The sequence below is a fragment of the Vreelandella neptunia genome, from assembly GCF_000712975.1.
GTDB classification, from domain to species: domain Bacteria; phylum Pseudomonadota; class Gammaproteobacteria; order Pseudomonadales; family Halomonadaceae; genus Vreelandella; species Vreelandella qaidamensis.
The window spans coordinates 32,675-50,388 of sequence record NZ_JHQL01000001.1; the positions used below are offsets into that span (position 1 = coordinate 32,675).

Genomic DNA, 17,714 nt, shown 5'->3' on the forward strand with positions numbered 1-17,714 from the left:
ATCGTTATGGATATCGAGCAAGTAGCCCGCCTTGAACGAGGCCAAAAATTGCCGCTTCAACGTGATGTCGACGCTATTGCTATTCCGTTTGGTAAAACAGAAACCTTAGCAGAAGACAGTATCGTGAGCGTTATGCAAGCCAAAGGTAGTTCGGTGAGCGTTGGCTTTGAAGGGCGATTGTACTTGATAGAGGGGCGGCACCTCGATGCGTTAGGTCTAGAACCTTTGCCTCGCCCAACGCTTCCTGAAGATGCCAACGATGAGGAAATAGAGCAGTTCGTATGGGATCAGTTACGCACCTGCTTTGATCCAGAAATACCAGTTAACATTGTCGATCTAGGGCTGGTCTATGGTTGCCGTCTTGAGCGCTTAATTAATGGCGAGAGGATGGTCACTATTCGCATGACTCTGACCGCTCCCGGTTGTGGAATGGGCGATGTTATTGCCGCGGATGCACGTAATAAAATCTTAGGCGCGCCTCAGATCAACAAGGTACATACTGAAATTGTCTTCAGCCCACCCTGGAGCCGTGACATGATGAGTGACGAAGCCAAGCTTGAGCTAGGCATGTTTTAACCCCTGCTGGGGAGCTGGATGCACAGCTTGCTATTACGTTATACAAAACGTTTTTTAATGTCGCTTGGAGCGTTAATGCTACTGGCGGCATTGCTGTTTATAGCAGGTAATCTCTGGGTGGTCGTCAGTACGGCCCGCTACATTGATAATCATGTTGATGAGTGTCGTGCTGCGGATGTGGCAATCGTATTTGGTACCTCTAACTGGACGCGTAGTGGCTTTCGAAACCCCCATTTTCATGCCCGGATGCGAACGTCTGCGCGTTTGATTGCCGATCAGCGGGTTGGTCATTTGTTAATCTCTGGGGATAATCGCACTCAAGCCTATAACGAGCCTCGCGCTATGTGGCGCGACCTATATCGGCGTGGTGTGCCAGCAGATCAACTCACCATGGATTTTGCTGGGTTTAGTACTTACGACACGCTTGTACGTGCTCGCGATGTCTTTCAGCTTGATAAGGCATTGTTAGTTACCCAAAGTTGGCATCTTCCGCGTGCGGTTTTTATTGGTCGCGCACTAGGGCTTGAGGTTACCGGTTGTGTTGCAGAAGAAGAATCAACGGCGGGAGAGTGGCGATTAAGGATTCGCGAATGGGCTGCACGGGTTGCGACGTTAGGCGATCTATATATATGGGGGAGAGAGCCATATTTTTTAGGCTCTCCAGAACCTATTGAATTAAAAGCTAACAGCACTGTTCGTGAAGCGTTTCGCTTAGCGTTTGACCCTGATCGTCTTGCAGTTAATCACTACGCTGCAAGACTAGTGCGGCCGCCACAAGAGCAGGTGGCAGGAAAATAGATCAGCGATGCGTTTTGCGTTTTTGTAAGTTATACAGCTCGCGTATTAACTTACGGCAACCTTGCATGCACTCTTCCACCACCGGCTCGATAGGGTCAGGCAAGGGATGGGTAAACAGTGTTGATAGGGCCTGCATCAGTACACGCTCTTGTTCTAACAGCTCATTGATTAATACCTGACTGTCGTTGCCCACAAAGCTTTTTAGACGGCTCCATAGCCATAAAAAGTCATCGCGCTCTACGTCCGCATCCCGGGGCAGCATCTTCAAGTGCGCCCGGGCCAACTCCTGAAGATTGCGCATCTGTTTTAACCGCTCTGTGTAGTGCGGTTTCAGCGCGTCACGCAGAGTGGGTCGCAGGCGTTCGATATTATCCTGGAAATAATCAATGCTATCGGCCAGCGCTTCCAGCACGCTGTCCATCGCCACTTGGCGATTGTCGAGAAACATGAGCGTCTACCTCCTTCGGTGACGCAGATTGTGGGGGCGGCAGCGTTAATTTGCCACCCCTAATGCGGATTATTTTTGCATTCTGGCTTAGCCTTTAGGCTTGGGTGGCGCTTTACGCACTGGCATGGCATTTTTTTCGATATGCTCAATAATCATGCCAGCAATATCTTTGCCGGTGGCATTTTCAATGCCTTGCAAGCCAGGTGATGAGTTGACCTCCATAATCACCGGTCCATGGTTAGAACGCAGCAAGTCAACGCCTGCAACGCGCAACCCCATGGCTTTCGCAGCGCGTATAGCAGTTGAGCGCTCTTCCGGTGTAATACGAATGACACTAGCGGTGCCACCACGGTGCAGGTTGGAGCGGAATTCACCTTCGGCTGCCTGGCGTTTCATGGAGGCAACCACTTTATCACCAATTACTAGGCAGCGAATATCAGCACCGCGTGCTTCTTTGATGTATTCCTGCACCATGATATTGGTCTTCATGCCCATGAACGCTTGAATAACCGACTCAGCTGCTTGATTGGTTTCGGCAAGCACCACACCAATTCCTTGTGTTCCTTCTAGCAGTTTGATGACTAACGGTGCACCTTTGACCATGGTAATAAGGTCGGGAATGTCATCAGGAGAGTGGGCGAAACCGGTAATCGGCAAGCCTAGTCCTTTCCGTGAAAGAAGCTGTAACGAGCGCAGCTTATCCCGTGAACGAGTAATGGCAACGGAATCATTGATGACGTAAGTACCCATCATTTCAAACTGCCGCAGAACGGCACAGCCATAAAACGTAACCGAGGCACCAATGCGTGGAATAACAGCATCAAAGGGCTCAATTTCAGCGCCCTTGTAATGAATCGACGGATGGTGGGAGGCGATGCTCATATAGCAGCGCAGCGTGTCTACCACGCGAGCAGTATGCCCACGCTGCTCGGCGGCTTCAATAAGGCGACGAGTAGAGTAAAGATTGCGATTGCGCGAAAGCAGGGCAATATGCATGCAGGGCTCCGGGGCCAAAAAAGGTGGCTATGGCTAATAAGTTAGTTTAAGGCTCGCCGTGCAAAAATGCAGCCCCAGGCGCTATCAGCAAACGCCGCATAGCACGGCGTCCAAGCAGCATGGGGTGGCGCATATTGCTACGGTCAGTCAGGGTTAGTTCAACCGGAAAATTTAGTTCACCCAATTGCATGGGGGTGCGAATAACATAGCGCCATTCACTGTGCCCATTAGAGCTGGTCACGCGTCGCCTGTCATGTAAATGGAGCTGGTAACGATGAGCCGGCGTTTGCGGACCTCCACTGTGAGTAATAAAACTCACCCATAGCTGCCCGTTTTCATCTTCATGGGTATCAATCTCTTCAGCGTGCAAAGCAGAGGTGCGTGCGCCAGTATCGGCTTTGCAGCAAAGGTGAAGCCCTAATTCAGGTAACGTCACCATTTCGCGGCGGCCGATGACTGCTTTGGCCTGATAGGGTAATTCCTTCACGGCTTACTCCTGGCAAATATATTCATACAGTGAAACAAACGAGTGAGACACATTAATTAATCGCTAAGCGTTGCATACAAAAGGAGTTACTTTCTAGCGTAAGCCATTATGGCGCTTAGTCGTTGTTGTATAGCAGAGCCTGGTAATGCGTCACGTAATGTCAGCATAACGGGTAGCCGAAGTCTGGGAATCAATGCAAGGTCTCGAACGACCGCATTAAAATTGGTACGACTGTCTTCTGCCAAACGCTGTAACAAGAGTGGCAACCGATCTGCATCTTCTAACAGTAACCAGCCGCGACCAGCAATGGCAGCAATCACATCTGGGCCACAAGCAGCAGGATCATTCAATAGACTTGAATACCAACTGCCCACGCTAGCCGATGATGTGCTGCCCACCGCACGTATGCAGGCGCACAAGGTTTCGATATCAGCATTGCTGGCGGCTTGCTCTCCACGCGCCCTTAGGGCACTTACCAGTGATTCAGCAAGCGGCCTATGTTCTAAGCAATAGCAAAGCGAGTGAATAACATCAGTTGGCAGGTAGGGGAGGTGTAGCGCTAGCGAGTCTGACGTTTGCACGTCCAGGCGCACCACGTAATCAGCGATACCCTGCAGGCCCAGCGCTTGCCAGTCAATGGTTTGCTGTTTGCTAAGGTAGGCTTCTACAGGCTCTAAATGTTGACTAGCAGCTAATCCTAACGCGTGGGTAGCCTGGGCATTGAGCATTGCTTGAAAGATAATGTCAGGCGCGAAAGCGAGGGGATTATCCTTCATCAGATGATCCACATCTGCCGTTTCCGTCTGAGCTAGTGGTTTATTTTCTATCTGCGTGACATTTCGGCCAAGGGTTTCAAGCAGGCGATTAATAAAGCCATCGCGCTGTGCAGGTGAGAGCATGCCTTGTTCGTCTAGTGGTAGCGCTAAAAACCAGATGGCCGGCTCAGGCATGTCGCCTAAACGAAAAACAACGCCAAGCCGTGCTTGTTGTTGCCACGGTTCCGGCCAGGCAATCTCGCCGCTTTCAAATGCCCTTAGCGTGTCTCGCGGGCAGGCTGCTACGCGTCGTCCCATATAGTAAAGGGAAACGTCTGCGCCGCTACGTGTAAAAAATTCATCAAGTGTCTGGATTGGTTGCATGACATCCTTCCGCGTTTCAAGCCTGCACTCTACCTTGCTGTTATGTCACTGTCAGCCGCAAACGCTGAATAATCCGCGCTTTATTATCAAAGTGGTTAAAAATTGCGCAACTTAGTGTAACCCGCGTGGGAGTAACGCTAGCGACATCTTTCCATAGTTTATCCACAGCCTCTTGCAGGTTTTCTGTGAATCTGTGAATAACGCATAAATTCCGCTAGGCAGTTGGCAACTTACTCACAGGACTGGGATAATAGATACCTACTGATCTAAATGAAAAAGGTATTTATGAGCGTCCATCAACAGCTTCAAACCGCGCTTCTTGAGCTTGAAGCCACTATGAAGGCCGCAAACTTATGGCGTATGCCAACGCCAGAGGCCTCTGCCTTTGCTAGTGAACAACCTTTCTGCATCGATACGATGTCGTTGCCTCAATGGATTCGCTTTGTGTTTATTGCTCGACTAAATGCAATGATTGAAGCCCAATCCGCTATGCCTGCTAAGTGCGATGTAGCACCGGCAGTGGCTGCTTATTTAATGCAGGAAAAGGTTCGTGCCAGCGACCAACTACTGGTTGTTAGAGCCGTCGAAAGGATTGATCAGATTGTGACTGACAACTAGTTCGCGATATTCCACTGAACAGTGGCTGAGCTGAATGTTAATGCACAATCTTTATTCAAAATGACGGCAACACCAAAGATAATGCCCAGCACCGTGAACGGTACTGGGCATTTTTCATACGATGACACGGCTAGCAGAAATCGTTTGCACTCAGAGTTAGAAGCGGTAGCTTAAGCCGCCCATTACCACCAGCGGATCGATCTCTACTGTGCCTGCTGCGGCACCATTAACAGTTGCGTCAGTGTCGATATCGATGTACCACGCTGCCGCGTTTAGTGCCCAGTTCTCATCGATAAGTAAATCGATACCCACTTGAGCCGCGGCGCCCCAAGAGTCGTCCAGCTCCAACTCGCCAATCGCTAGCTCTTCGTCAGAGAAAAAGGTGTAGTTAATACCTGCACCGACATAGGGCTGGACACGCGCTTCAGTACCACCTAACGGGTAGTACTGCAGCGTTAACGTGGGGGGAAGGTGTTTGGTAGAAGCGAGATTGTCGCCGTTTAGCGCAATATCGTGTTCAAACGGCAGGGCAGCCAGTAGCTCGATGCCCACCTTATCGTGGAAGCGGTAACCCAGGGTAAAGGCGAAGTCGGTTTTATCTTGAACATCAACCGCGAATGCGCCGCCAGCTAATGAGCCGTTGTCGCTTGTTGGTTCCACTTTGGCAACGCCCACGCGAGTAAAGAAATCGCCAGCGCCGTAAGCTAAAACTTGGCCGCTTGCCATCAGTGTGGCCGCTGCGAGTCCAGTGGCAACCAGTGTTGAAAGAGAGTTATGGCGCATAGCGTTGCTCCTGACCGTTTACGTGGGTCGTTACAATTGAGTGAGAGTGGTTAACGTGGACTGTTTAATAGAAACGTAAACCATACAAGAAGTGTATCGGGCAGAAGAAGGCAGGTTATTGACCTAGGGCAAAGAGCGATAAAAAGACCTGCAAAAATAGCAGAAAAAGCCACAGGGAGGCGTGAGGTTAGGTAGTTAAGATACTACTTAGAGCCTTCCGTGTCGGTGTGAGCGACACGGAAAGCACACAGGGCCATATTAACGATGATTAGGCTTATGTGTAATTAACGCTCGTCTAGCGATCGATATGCTGATATTCACCCGAATCAGCTGTTGCATTGCTCACCACTAGGATGGCAATGAAGGAAGCGATGAAGCCAGGGATGATTTCATAGATGCCAGGGCCGCCCATAAATTCGCCATTCCAGCCTAATGCAATCCAGATCATGACGGTTGCCGCACCTACTACCATACCTGCGATAGCACCATTGCCGTTTGTACGTGGCCACATTAGCGATAAGATAATCAGTGGCCCAAACGCCGCACCGAAGCCAGCCCAGGCGTTACTGACTAGTCCTAAAACCTGAGAGTTTTCATCAGCTGCAATAATTGCCGCCACAATGCCCACCAGTACTACGCAGACACGGCCAACGGCTACACACTGCTGCTCAGAGGCACTCTTGTGTAGGAACAAACGATAAAAGTCTTCGGTTAGCGATGAAGAGGCCACCAGTAGCTGGCTAGAAACGGTGCTCATGATGGCAGCGAGCAGTGCTGCATATAGGAAGCCAGTAATCAGTGGGTGAAACAGCAGATTTGCCAGAACGATAAAAATCGTTTCGGGATCCTCGATATCCAGACCATTACGGATGGCATAAGCCCGGCCAAATATCCCCAGTGAAACAGCGCCAATGAGTGAAATCAGCATCCAACCCATACCAATGTTGCGGGCAATAGGAACATCCTTCAATGTCCGAATAGCCATGAAGCGCACAATAATGTGCGGTTGTCCGAAATAGCCAAGCCCCCAGGTAACGGCAGATAACCAGCCGATGAACGTCAGCCCTGACGTCCAGGACAAGAGGGTAGGGTCGACTTCATTAAGTGTCTGTGATGCCTGAGAGAACCCGCCGCCACCTTCACCAAACAGCACCACTGCAGGCATGATGACCAAGGCTAGCATCATAATGCAGCCCTGCACGAAGTCGGTCATGCTCACAGCGAGGAAGCCACCGACCACCGTATAAATAAGCACGACACCAAGAGTAATCATGACCCCCATGCCGTAGTTACTCATGTCACCGAAGTTATAGATGCCGGAAAATGCGCTTTCAAATAGTTTGCCGCCAGCGACTAGGCCTGATGCTGTATAAACTGAGAAGAAAACAACAATCACGATAGCGGACACCATGCGCAGGGAAAGCGCACGTGTCGGGAAGCGGTTCGCAAGAAAGGCTGGAATGGTAATCGCATTACCGTAGTGAACGGTTTGCTCACGCAGGCGCGGGGCGACCAGAATCCAGTTGAACAACGCCCCTACGAGCAAGCCAATCCCGATCCAGGCTGACCCCAATCCCGATACGAACATTGCCCCTGGCAAGCCCAATAGCAACCAGCCGCTCATATCTGACGCCCCTGCCGATAGTGCCGCTACTTTGGGGCTGAGGGTGCGGCCGCCCAGCATATAATCTTCAGAGGAAGAGGTAGAGGTGCGCATGGCATAAATGCCAATGGCGACCATGAGCAAAAAATAAGCAATGAGACTGATCCAAACACCGATAGCCATGAAAGTTCTCCCATTCGTCAGGATGGAGCTAGCGCCAACAGGTGCGCGCTTGTTTTTGTTAATGAGACGCCCGTGCGGGCGTCTCCCGGTAGAACATTGGCTTTACCGACGTTCAGTAATGAAAGGAAACGTCGATAAAGCTGGTGGGGCTTATTCAGCCGTTGCCAACAGACTAGCGTTACCACCCGCCGCGGTCGTGTCGATGCACAAGTGGCGTTCAACCACGTAGCGATCCGGTGAAAGGGGCTGGATTTCGAGCGGCACGATAGCACCGTCGCGTTTGGCAAGCGCAATACGCAGTTCATGGGTCCAGTCGCTTTTGCCAGCTGCGGCCACCGCTGCAATGCCTTTGACTTCACTTAGCGTCTCGGCTGTGATGCTCCCGTCTAGCCCAATGACCGGTGCTCCGGCATCCATCAGCGGCTGAATAGCTTGAGATGCACCTGACACGATCACTACTGCCGAACAGCCTGCACCAAGTGCCTGCACTGCTTGGGCAACAGCGATATCCAAGGTCGGCCCGAGACACAGAACCGCTCCCTTCGGATACATCGCCAATCGATTGCTTTCTCCTGTTGGCCCAGGAAGGGTTTGCGGCGTCATATCGAGAGCCGCCGTCTCATTCAGCGCCCGGCGGACGACTCCACCCTTGCCAGAAAGTGCTTTGCGCAACACTTCTACCCGGTCTGGCCTCGCCGCCCAATTACGTGCATCTAAACCGTAGAGGGCCGATTGGAGAGTGTCGAGTGCCACGGTTTTCCCTTCGGGCATCGCGTAGCGTTCGGCAGTGGCGGTGCGGCGAAAACGAGCAACATAAAGCGGGCCACCGGCCTTGGGGCCGGTGCCTGAAAGGCCTTCGCCACCGAACGGCTGTGAGCCGACGATAGCGCCAATCTGGTTGCGGTTGACATAAACATTGCCAACATGGATGCGCTCGACGATTTGCTGCACACGGTCATCAATACGGGTATGCAGGCCGAAGGTCAGCCCGTACCCCTTACTGTTGATAGCATCGACTACTTTGTCGATGTCTCGCGCTTTGAAAGTGGCTACGTGCAGAATCGGGCCGAATATCTCGCGCTCGAGATCCTCAATGCCGCCGACCTCAATTACCGCTGGGGTAACGAAGGTACCAGTGGCTGGCGAGGACAGCTTCTTCAGTACTTTGCCAGCCTTCTCATGTGCCGTTACATAGTCGTTTATCTCGGCCTGAGCGTCAGCGTCAATCACTGGTGAAACATCGGTATCGGTATTCCAGGGGTCGCCGATGGTAAGTGCGTCCATAGCGCCATAGAGCATGTGAAGTAACCGGTCACGGGCTTCTTCTTGAACATACAGCATCCGCAGCGCCGAACAGCGCTGCCCAGCGGATTGGAAGGAAGAAATCAAGATGTCGCGCACTGCCTGCTCGGTCAGCGCTGTGGAATCCACGATCATCGAGTTAAGGCCGCCAGTCTCAGCAATCAGTATGGCCTCTGGCCCAGCATTCTCAGCCAGCGCCTTATGAATGATCTGTGCCACTGGGGTTGAGCCAGTAAAACAAACGCCAGCAATACGTGAGTCGCTAGTCAGCGGGCCGCCCACCGTCGGGCCGTCGCCAGGCAGCAATTGCAGCGCTGCTTCTGGCAGGCCTGCCTCACGCATCAGTTCGACGGCGCGGGCGGCGATCAGCGGGGTTTGCTCGGCAGGCTTGGCAAGTACCGCATTGCCAGCTACCAAGGCTGCAGCAATTTGTCCGGTAGTAATCGCCAGCGGAAAATTCCATGGGCTAATGCAGACGAAGATGCCGCGAGCGCTCCCCGGCTCTTCTGCTTCAAGCCGTTCGCCTTCGTTGGCGTAGTAGCGTAGAAAATCCACCGCTTCGCGTACTTCAGCGATGCCGTCGAACATCATTTTACCGGCTTCACGAGTGGTGATGACGGTCAGCTCGGCAATGTGCTCCTCAAAGAGGTCCGCAGTACGACGCAGTACCTCAGCGCGCTCGGCCGCCGAGCGCGCTGACCATTCGCGGAAACCACCTTCAGCAGCGTCAAGTGCGGTGGCTACCTCCGTCGGGGTGGCCTCATGCACCGTACCAATAACTCGAGAGCTGTCAGCGGGGGAGAAAACTTCACGAGCCGGACCTTGGGGAGCAGGGTTTCCTACCAGCATAGGGCCGGCGGTCCATGTCTTGTCGGCAAACGCTTCACGAGCAGTGAGCAGAGGCAAGATCGAGGCGGGCTCATTAATGCGGTAGCCCTTGGAATTTTTGCGATCGGGCTCAAATAGCTCGCCGGGTTGGCGGATCAACGGGCTTGAAATGGCGCTGCCAAGCTGTTTAAACCCTTCAACTGGATCCTTTGAGACCTCGCTTGGGGGGATAGAACTATCCACCACTTGGTTAACGAACGAGGAGTTGGCGCCGTTTTCTAACAGTCGACGTACCAGATAGGCGAGCAAGTCGCGGTGTGCGCCAACCGGCGCGTAAATGCGGCAGTGCGTGCCTTCTGTCTCCTTAACGATGTGGTGCAGCGATTCGCCCATGCCATGCAGGCGCTGAAACTCGTAGCTGTCCTTATCGCTACCTGCCATCTCCACGACGGCAGCACAAGTATGGGCGTTATGGGTCGCAAACTGAGGATAGATGCGGTCGCGACGGTCGAGCAGCATTTGGGCGCAGGCCATGTAGCTGACATCGGTATTTACCTTGCGGGTGAAGACTGGGAAAGTTTTCACACCCATCTCTTGAGACAGCTTGATCTCGGTATCCCAGTAAGCCCCCTTGACCAAACGCACCATGATCTTGCGATTGAACCGCTCGGCAAGTTCGTAGAGTGTCTCAATTACCGGCGCGGCACGGCGCCCGTAAGCTTGTACAACGACTCCAAAGCCCTCCCAGTCATCTAAGCTGGGGTCGGCCATTAACGCCTCAATCACGTCGAGAGACAGGTCCAGTCGATCCTGCTCCTCGGCGTCGATATTGAAACCGATATTAGCTTTGGCCGCTTGCTTGACCAGTTCCAGCGCGCGCGGTACGAGCTCCGCCATCACCGTATCACGATGGGTGTACTCATAACGCGGATGCAGCGCTGATAGCTTCACCGAAATTCCGGGGCTTCCACGCACATCTCCCTTAGCCTGTTCAGCAATCGCAGTGATCGCCTTGGCATAAGCTTCATGATAGCGAACGGCATCTTCGTCAGTGCGAGCCGCTTCGCCTAGCATGTCATAGGAATAGGTGTAGCCCTGTTTCTCAAGGTCACGGGCATTCTTCATACCCTCTTCAATGGTCTGGCCAAGTACGAACTGGCGGCCAAGAATCTTCATTGACTGACCTACCGCTTTACGCACTACCGGCTCGCCCATACGGCGTACCAGACCGCGCAGTGCACGCGTTGGGCCTTTGGGGTCTTCTTCCAGCACCTTGCCGGTCAGCAGCAGTGCCCAAGTCGATGCGTTGACCATCGACGAGGACGATTTGCCCAGGTGCGCACCCCAGTCGGACGGCTCTATCTTATCGTGGATTAAATCGTCGATGGTTTCTGCATCAGGCACACGCAACAGTGCTTCTGCCAAACACATCAGGCCGACGCCTTCGGTCGTAGAAAGTCCATACTCAGCGAGGAACGCCTCCATCATTGAGGGGGATCTTTCCTTGCGGACACGCTCAACGTAGTTAGCGCCGACGGCAGCCACCTGACGGCGGTCGTCTTCTGACAGCTTAATACGCTTGGTTAACTCGTGCAGTACCGCCGCTTCATCAGCGTCATAGTTACTGCGGATGCGTGCGCGTAGATCACTGACGTCACCATGCAAATGAAGATTGGCTTTGTTCATAATGGGTCTCTTCTTGCTGGTCGACACCTAGCGGTGATATGTCGACTTAGATTTTTTCAGTAAACAAAAAAATCAAAACAATAATAGAGGGCTCCTGCCGGAGCCCTTCGGATACCTTCAGCGTGCTGTGCGCTTACTAGCGCTCAATATGCTGATATTCGCCAGAGTCAGCAGTCGCATTGCTTACCACCAGGATGGCAATGAAGGAAGCAATGAAGCCAGGAATAATCTCGTACACGCCAGGGCCGCCCATAAACGAACCGTTCCAGCCCAACGCAATCCAGATCATAACGGTTGCCGCACCCACTACCATGCCCGCGATAGCGCCGTTGCCGTTTGTACGGGGCCACATCAGCGATAAAATAATCAGAGGGCCAAACGCCGCACCAAAACCTGCCCAGGCATTACTGACTAATCCTAGTACTTGAGAGTCTTCATCAGACGCGATAATAGCGGCCACAATGCCCACCAATACTACGCAAACACGGCCTACAGCCACACACTGTTGCTCGGAAGCTTTTTTATGTAGGAACAGGCGATAGAAGTCTTCGGTCAATGATGACGAGGACACCAACAGCTGGCTGGAAATCGTGCTCATGATGGCCGCCAGTAGAGCTGCGTAGAGGAAGCCGGTAATCAACGGGTGGAACAACAGCTCCGCCAAGATAATAAAGATTGTTTCTGGGTCCTGGACATCTAATCCATTACGAATCGCATAGGCGCGACCAAAAATACCTAAAGAAACCGCGCCAATTAGGGAAATCAGCATCCAGCCCATGCCAATGTTACGTGCAACTGGCACATCTTTTTGTGACCGAATTGCCATGAAGCGAACAATGATGTGCGGTTGACCGAAATAGCCCAGTCCCCAGGTAACCGCTGACAGCCAGCCAATGAAAGTAAGCCCCGAGGTCCAGGAAAGCAGTGTGGGGTCGACTTCATTGAGTGTCTGTGTGGCTTGGGAGAACCCGCCGCCACCTTCACCAAAGAGCACCACCGCTGGCATGATGACTAGAGCCAGCATCATGATGCAGCCCTGCACAAAGTCGGTCATGCTCACGGCCAAGAAGCCACCCACGACGGTGTAAATCAGTACCACGCCGAGGGTGATCATGACCCCCATGGCGTAGTTGCTCATATCGCCAAAGTTATAGATGCCGGAAAACGCACTTTCAAACAGTTTGCCGCCTGCCACTAAGCCAGAGGCTGTGTAAACTGCAAAGAAAATTACGATAACAATAGCGGACACTGTTCGCAGGGAAAGCGCCCGAGTCGGGAAGCGATTGGCAAGGAAGGCTGGAATAGTGATCGCATTACCGTAGTGAACGGTCTGTTCACGAAGCCGTGGTGCGACCAGGGTCCAGTTAAAGAACGCTCCCACCAGCAAGCCGATACCGATCCAGGCTGAGCCTAAACCGGATACAAACATTGCCCCAGGTAACCCCAGCAGCAACCAGCCGCTCATGTCTGAAGCACCGGCTGAAAGAGCCGCTACCTGTGGACTTAAGCCTCGTCCTCCCAGCATGTAATCTTCCGATGAAGAGGTTGCTTTGCGCATGGCATAAACGCCAATGGCGATCATGAGCGCAAAATATGCAAAAAGACTGATCCAAACACCGATAGCCATAAAAACTCCTTCAGTACATTAGGCCGGACATAACGCCGACAGGTTTGTGCGCTTACCGAGAGGAAACGAGTAATAGCGCAGCCTTGTTGTTGTTACCGTTATTGTTAAGCAGTGTTGTTAAATATAGTTGTTGAATTCTTTTTCTATTCATATTGCTGGCCCTAAGAAAGCCTACCTAGGCATACATCAATGATCGAAGACTAGGTAGGCTGTGAAAGTGGAAGTCATTGCTCCACTATTTTTCAGTCATAAGCGCTGCTTTATTTTCAAGCGCAGGCTTAGTAGCGATAAATCGTTTACTCATCGCCAAGTGCCAGAAGCGAGGCGTTGCCACCTAAAGCAGCGGTGTTATTGGTAATCGTTTTTTCAGTCACAAAGCGCTGTAGATAGTGCGGACCGCCTGCTTTTGGCCCAGTACCCGATAAGCCTTGTCCACCGAAAGGTTGTACGCCAACTACCGCGCCGATGATGTTCCGGTTGATATACACATTGCCCACCCGCATTTTCTGCGCTATTTCAGCGGCAAAAGACTCATTGCGACTGTGAACCCCGAAAGTAAGGCCATATCCGCGACCATTAATGTCGTTGATAACGCGGTCAAGTTCGCGGGCCTTGTAACGCACAATGTGCAGAATGGGACCAAACTGCTCGCGGGTCAGCGCATCAATGCTGTCGATGATAAAAGCGGCAGGCGCAACAAACGTGCCGTTTTGGGTGTGTTCCGCCGCCATCGGAGTTTCTGCGACTAATCGGTTTTCGCCCTTGAGTTTTTCAATATGCGCCATCAGACCTTTACGCGCATCTTCATCAATCACTGGGCCAACGTCAGTGCCTAAATCGCGAGGGTCACCAATGCGCAGTTCATTCATGGCACCTTTAAGAATCTCAATCACCCGGTCGGCAACATCGTCTTGTAGATAAAGTACCCGTAGTGCGGAGCAGCGCTGACCGGCACTCTGGAACGCAGACTGAATCACATCCACAACCACCTGTTCAGGCAAAGCGGTTGAGTCGACAATCATTGCGTTCATACCGCCCGTTTCGGCAATTAACGTTGGTAGCGGTGCGTTTTCCCGTGCGGCAAGCGCGCGGTTAATGATCTGCGCTGTATCGGTGCCACCGGTAAATACAACACCTGTAATGCGGGGGTCAGAGGTCAACACGCTGCCCACTGTGGGGCCATCGCCGGGCAGTAGCTGAACCACATCACGCGGCATGCCTGCTTCGTACAGCAGTTCAATCACGCGGTGGGCAACAATCGAGGTTTGCTCTGCAGGTTTGGCAAGCACAGTGTTGCCAGCAACGGCGGCGGCAACAATCTGGCCACAGAAGATAGCTACTGGGAAGTTCCAAGGGCTTATCGCTGCAAATACACCTTTACCACCCATCATCAAACGGTTGGATTCGCCGGTTGGGCCAGGCAGTTCAATCGGTTGGCCAAACGCTTCTTCAGCACGCATGGCGTAGTAGCGGCAGAAGTCGACGGCTTCTTTGATTTCGTCGACACCGTCGGTGAGCAGCTTACCGCCTTCACGTGAACAGAGCGTCATTAGCTCTGGCATGTGCTCTTCCATCAGGTCGGCCAGGCGGCGCAGGATGTCAGCGCGTTCGCTCACTGGGGTCGTTTCCCAACGCGGGAAGGCTTGCCAAGCTGCATCGAGCGCTTTGGCTGCCTGCTCTTTGCTAGTCCACTGAACGCTGCCTACGGTTTTACGGCGGTCAAAAGGCGAGGTTACTGGGTGGGTGCTGTCGGCATCGTCGGCAACATCAAAGGCCAGCAGCGGTTTTGCGAGGTACTGCTTATCCATAAACGTGCCCATCTTTTCCATTAGCGGATAGAAGTGGCTACGGATATTAAGATTGACCCCGCGAGAGTTGCGGCGTTTTGGCCCGTAAATATCTTTCGGCAGTGGAATACGTTTATTGGCGAACGTTTTCTGCTGACGAAGCGTTTCAATGGGATGTTGGCACAATGACTCTACGGGGACTTCTGGATCGACAATTTGGTGAACAAAAGAGGAGTTGGCACCGTTTTCAAGTAGACGACGTACCAAATAGGGCAGTAGGTCTTTATGGGCGCCAACCGGGGCGTAAATACGGCAATAAGTGCCTTCAGGAGCACGCTCGAGAGCCGCGTCGTAAAGGGCTTCGCCCATGCCATGTAAGCGCTGGAATTCAAACGGGCGGCTATCGTGGTTGGCTAATTCAAGAATCGTGGTAACGGTATGAGCGTTGTGGGTAGCAAACTGAGGGAAAATGCGCCCATGAGTATCGTTGGATAGCAGGAATTGGGCGCAGGCCAAGTAAGCCACGTCGGTACAGGCTTTACGCGTAAATACCGGATAGCCGTCAACGCCAAGCTGTTGAGACTCTTTGATTTCGCTGTCCCAATAAGCACCTTTTACTAAACGCAACGGGATTTCGTCGCCTTGTTGTTCGGCTAGGCGATTAATATAGTGCAGCACCGGCAAAGCGCGCTTTGAATATGCCTGAACGACAAGACCAAAGTGCCCCCATCCTTTCACTGCGTCACTTTCATAAATCGCACGGAAAACTTCTAGTGAAAGCTCTAAACGATCAACTTCTTCTGCATCGATAGTGACGGCGACATCAAGTTCACGGGCTTTGGTGACTAACTGAATAACCGTATCGACGAGTTCGGCAAGTACCTGCTCACGGCGGCCAAACTCATAACGCGGATGAAGGGCAGACAGCTTGATAGATACTGAAGGTGCAGGGGTTTTATCGCCCAGTGTTTTACAGGCTTTGCCGACCTGCTCGATTGCGCGAGCATAGTCATCATAGTAGCGCTTGGCGTCGGCTCGGGTGCGCGCTGCCTCTCCCAACATGTCATAGGAGTAGGTATAGCCTTTATTAAATAGCGGTTTAGAGCGCTTTAGTGCTTCATTAATATCGCGTCCTAAAACGAACTGTTTGCCCATGATTTTCATCGCTTCCATCATGGCGCGACGAATCACTGGTTCGCCCACTTTATTAACCATGCGGTTAATAAAGTGGGCAGGTTGGCCCTCTTTTGGATGGTCAAGCTTCAATACATGGCCAGTCATCAATAGACCCCATGTAGAGGCGTTTACCATCCATGATTCACTTTTACCGACGTGAGACTTCCAATCTGCGGGGCCAAGTCGGTCTTCAATTAGCGCATCGGCGGTCTCTTTATCTGGAATGCGTAGCATAGCCTCTGCTAAACACATCAACATTAGGCCTTCATGGGTGTCCAGGCTGTACTGCTGCAATAGTTCGTCAATCGTATCAACAGCCGTATCCATATTACGAACATCACGCACTAGCGCTGCGGTATTCGATTCAATCCGTACGAAATCGTCGCTGTCAGCATTGAGAACTTTGATGAGCTCACTGACGAAGGCATCCTCATCTACAAGATAGTGATCACTAACACGCTGCATTAGCGTATCAAGATCGGTTTGCCAGATGGCAGGGTCACGCATTTTCTTGGCATTGAGCATTGAGGCCCCCATAAGTCTGTACAGAAAGCGAAAAGCTGAATCAAATAACCGAACTAAAGAGATGATAGGGCGTTATGCCCAAGATAACGGACGAATGTAGAGCGAGCTGCCATTAGGTGTATGTCGTTTTCATGGCAAAACGTGTCAATTTCTCGGTAAGAAACGCTTTTTAAGACTTTAGTTTAGTTTCTAAATGGCTGCCAACACACAAACTTACGCGTTAAGCGACCCAGCTAACGGCTTTATGATGAGCGAGATGAGAGTGCACCAGCTTTAGAAGCTGCTCCTGTGGGCGTCGATGAAGGCGCTAACGGCGTTGAATAAGCCGTTGAATAAGCAGTTGAGCGAACAGCTGAATCAAGAGGTGTATTGGCTATTCCCGCACCCTGGCGTAATTGGCGGGGTGACACCCCATAGCTACGCCGAAAAGCGTGGGAAAGAGCGCTTTGGTTAGCAAAGCCTGTTTGAATGGCAATATCGGTGAGTGGCAGGCGGCTTTGTAATACTAGCTGACGAGCCGCGTGTAGGCGCTGGCGTCGCACATATTGCCAGGGCGATAGGCCCGTTTGGATGCGAAAGCGCTCAGAGAAGTGTGCTTCACTAAGGCACGCTAGCTTAGCTAAATCAGCGACTCTTAGCTCATCGGCCAAGTGGTGGCGAATGAAACGATCAATTTGACCAAGATTAAGACGACGCTGAGAGGTGCTCTCTGTTGCGCCCAAACGAGCTTTTAATGAACCTAGCAAAGTGGCAGCAAGCCGATCCTGCTGAAAAGACATGGCTGACGTGTCAAATCCTTGGGCGAGTTCGCTTTCTACAAAGGCTAGGTAGTGGCGTAATGGGTTGTCTAAGGCAAAAAAACGCGGGGCATCAAACAGGGCCACTAACTCGCGGTGTTCACCCGTCAGAGCTGGCGCATCTTCAGGGAGGTCAAGAATTAGTTGCCGGTTGTAGCCGTTACCTGAATAAAAATGTTCATGGTTAGCAGGAACAATGCAACCAGAGAAGGCGTTGACGCGGCCACCGAGGCCTTCGATTTCAAATTCTGAAGAGCCGCAAAGCGTAATGACTATTTGGTGAAAGTCGTGGGAGTGATGTTTTGTGGCGCTTTCTAAAGGGATTTGACGAATAGTACTCGGCATGGGGGTCTCC

The 17,714-nt window shown here is 52.1% G+C and carries 13 protein-coding genes; 3 read left to right on the forward strand and 10 right to left on the reverse strand.

All coding sequences use genetic code 11. The features are described from left to right. Nucleotides 1-6 precede the first annotated feature (6 nt). Both sufT and CR46_RS0100170 read left to right on the forward strand, forming a co-directional pair. Nucleotides 7-576, forward strand: a complete 570-nt coding sequence (sufT, locus tag CR46_RS0100165; RefSeq protein ID WP_030068896.1) for a putative Fe-S cluster assembly protein SufT — start codon at nucleotides 7-9, stop codon at nucleotides 574-576. Nucleotides 577-594: 18 nt separating this feature from the next. After that, nucleotides 595-1,374: a SanA/YdcF family protein gene (locus tag CR46_RS0100170; RefSeq protein WP_030068899.1), complete on the forward strand. Its 780-nt coding sequence runs from the start codon at nucleotides 595-597 to the stop codon at nucleotides 1,372-1,374. Between the two features lies 1 nt (nucleotide 1,375). On the opposite strand, the gene CR46_RS0100175 is transcribed toward CR46_RS0100170, so the two are convergent. From CR46_RS0100175 to CR46_RS0100190, 4 genes are all read right to left on the reverse strand, one after another. Continuing rightward, the gene (locus CR46_RS0100175) at nucleotides 1,376-1,822 is read right to left on the reverse strand and encodes a hypothetical protein (protein WP_030068901.1); all 447 of its coding nucleotides are present in this window, start codon (nucleotides 1,820-1,822) and stop codon (nucleotides 1,376-1,378) included. Nucleotides 1,823-1,909: 87 nt separating this feature from the next. After that, a complete protein-coding gene (gene rimK / locus CR46_RS0100180) occupies nucleotides 1,910-2,818 on the reverse strand; it encodes a 30S ribosomal protein S6--L-glutamate ligase (RefSeq protein ID WP_009724955.1) in 909 nt (302 codons plus the stop codon). 46 nt (nucleotides 2,819-2,864) lie between these two features. After that, entirely contained in the window at nucleotides 2,865-3,305 is a 441-nt protein-coding gene (locus CR46_RS0100185) for an ATP-dependent zinc protease family protein (protein WP_030068904.1), read from the reverse strand. Nucleotides 3,306-3,391: 86 nt separating this feature from the next. Continuing rightward, complete coding sequence (locus tag CR46_RS0100190) at nucleotides 3,392-4,444, reverse strand: DUF3549 family protein (protein WP_030068906.1); 1,053 nt, start codon at nucleotides 4,442-4,444, stop codon at nucleotides 3,392-3,394. A 285-nt stretch (nucleotides 4,445-4,729) separates the two neighbouring features. Here CR46_RS0100190 and CR46_RS0100195 point away from each other — a divergent pair, with 285 nt between their 5' ends. Then, nucleotides 4,730-5,062, forward strand: coding sequence for a YqcC family protein (locus CR46_RS0100195; protein WP_030068907.1), 333 nt, complete (start codon nucleotides 4,730-4,732; stop codon nucleotides 5,060-5,062). Between the two features lie 156 nt (nucleotides 5,063-5,218). Here the strand turns inward: CR46_RS0100195 and CR46_RS0100200 are convergent, their stop codons facing one another. The 6 genes from CR46_RS0100200 to CR46_RS0100225 form a co-directional block, all read right to left on the reverse strand. Next, complete coding sequence (locus CR46_RS0100200; protein ID WP_030068909.1) at nucleotides 5,219-5,845, reverse strand: OmpW/AlkL family protein; 627 nt, start codon at nucleotides 5,843-5,845, stop codon at nucleotides 5,219-5,221. A gap of 295 nt (nucleotides 5,846-6,140) precedes the next feature. Continuing rightward, entirely contained in the window at nucleotides 6,141-7,631 is a 1,491-nt protein-coding gene (gene putP, locus CR46_RS0100205) for a sodium/proline symporter PutP (protein ID WP_030068911.1), read from the reverse strand. Between the two features lie 150 nt (nucleotides 7,632-7,781). Next, nucleotides 7,782-11,447 (reverse strand): bifunctional proline dehydrogenase/L-glutamate gamma-semialdehyde dehydrogenase PutA, encoded by a 3,666-nt coding sequence (putA, locus tag CR46_RS0100210; protein WP_030068914.1) that lies wholly within the window; start codon nucleotides 11,445-11,447, stop codon nucleotides 7,782-7,784. Between the two features lie 136 nt (nucleotides 11,448-11,583). After that, on the reverse strand, nucleotides 11,584-13,074 hold the full coding sequence (gene putP, locus CR46_RS0100215; protein WP_030068916.1) for a sodium/proline symporter PutP: 1,491 nt from the start codon (nucleotides 13,072-13,074) through the stop codon (nucleotides 11,584-11,586). A 296-nt stretch (nucleotides 13,075-13,370) separates the two neighbouring features. Next, the gene (gene putA / locus CR46_RS0100220; protein WP_030068918.1) at nucleotides 13,371-16,562 is read right to left on the reverse strand and encodes a bifunctional proline dehydrogenase/L-glutamate gamma-semialdehyde dehydrogenase PutA; all 3,192 of its coding nucleotides are present in this window, start codon (nucleotides 16,560-16,562) and stop codon (nucleotides 13,371-13,373) included. Nucleotides 16,563-16,804: 242 nt separating this feature from the next. Further along, nucleotides 16,805-17,704 (reverse strand): AraC family transcriptional regulator, encoded by a 900-nt coding sequence (locus CR46_RS0100225; RefSeq protein WP_030068921.1) that lies wholly within the window; start codon nucleotides 17,702-17,704, stop codon nucleotides 16,805-16,807. Between the last annotated feature and the right edge of the window lie 10 nt (nucleotides 17,705-17,714).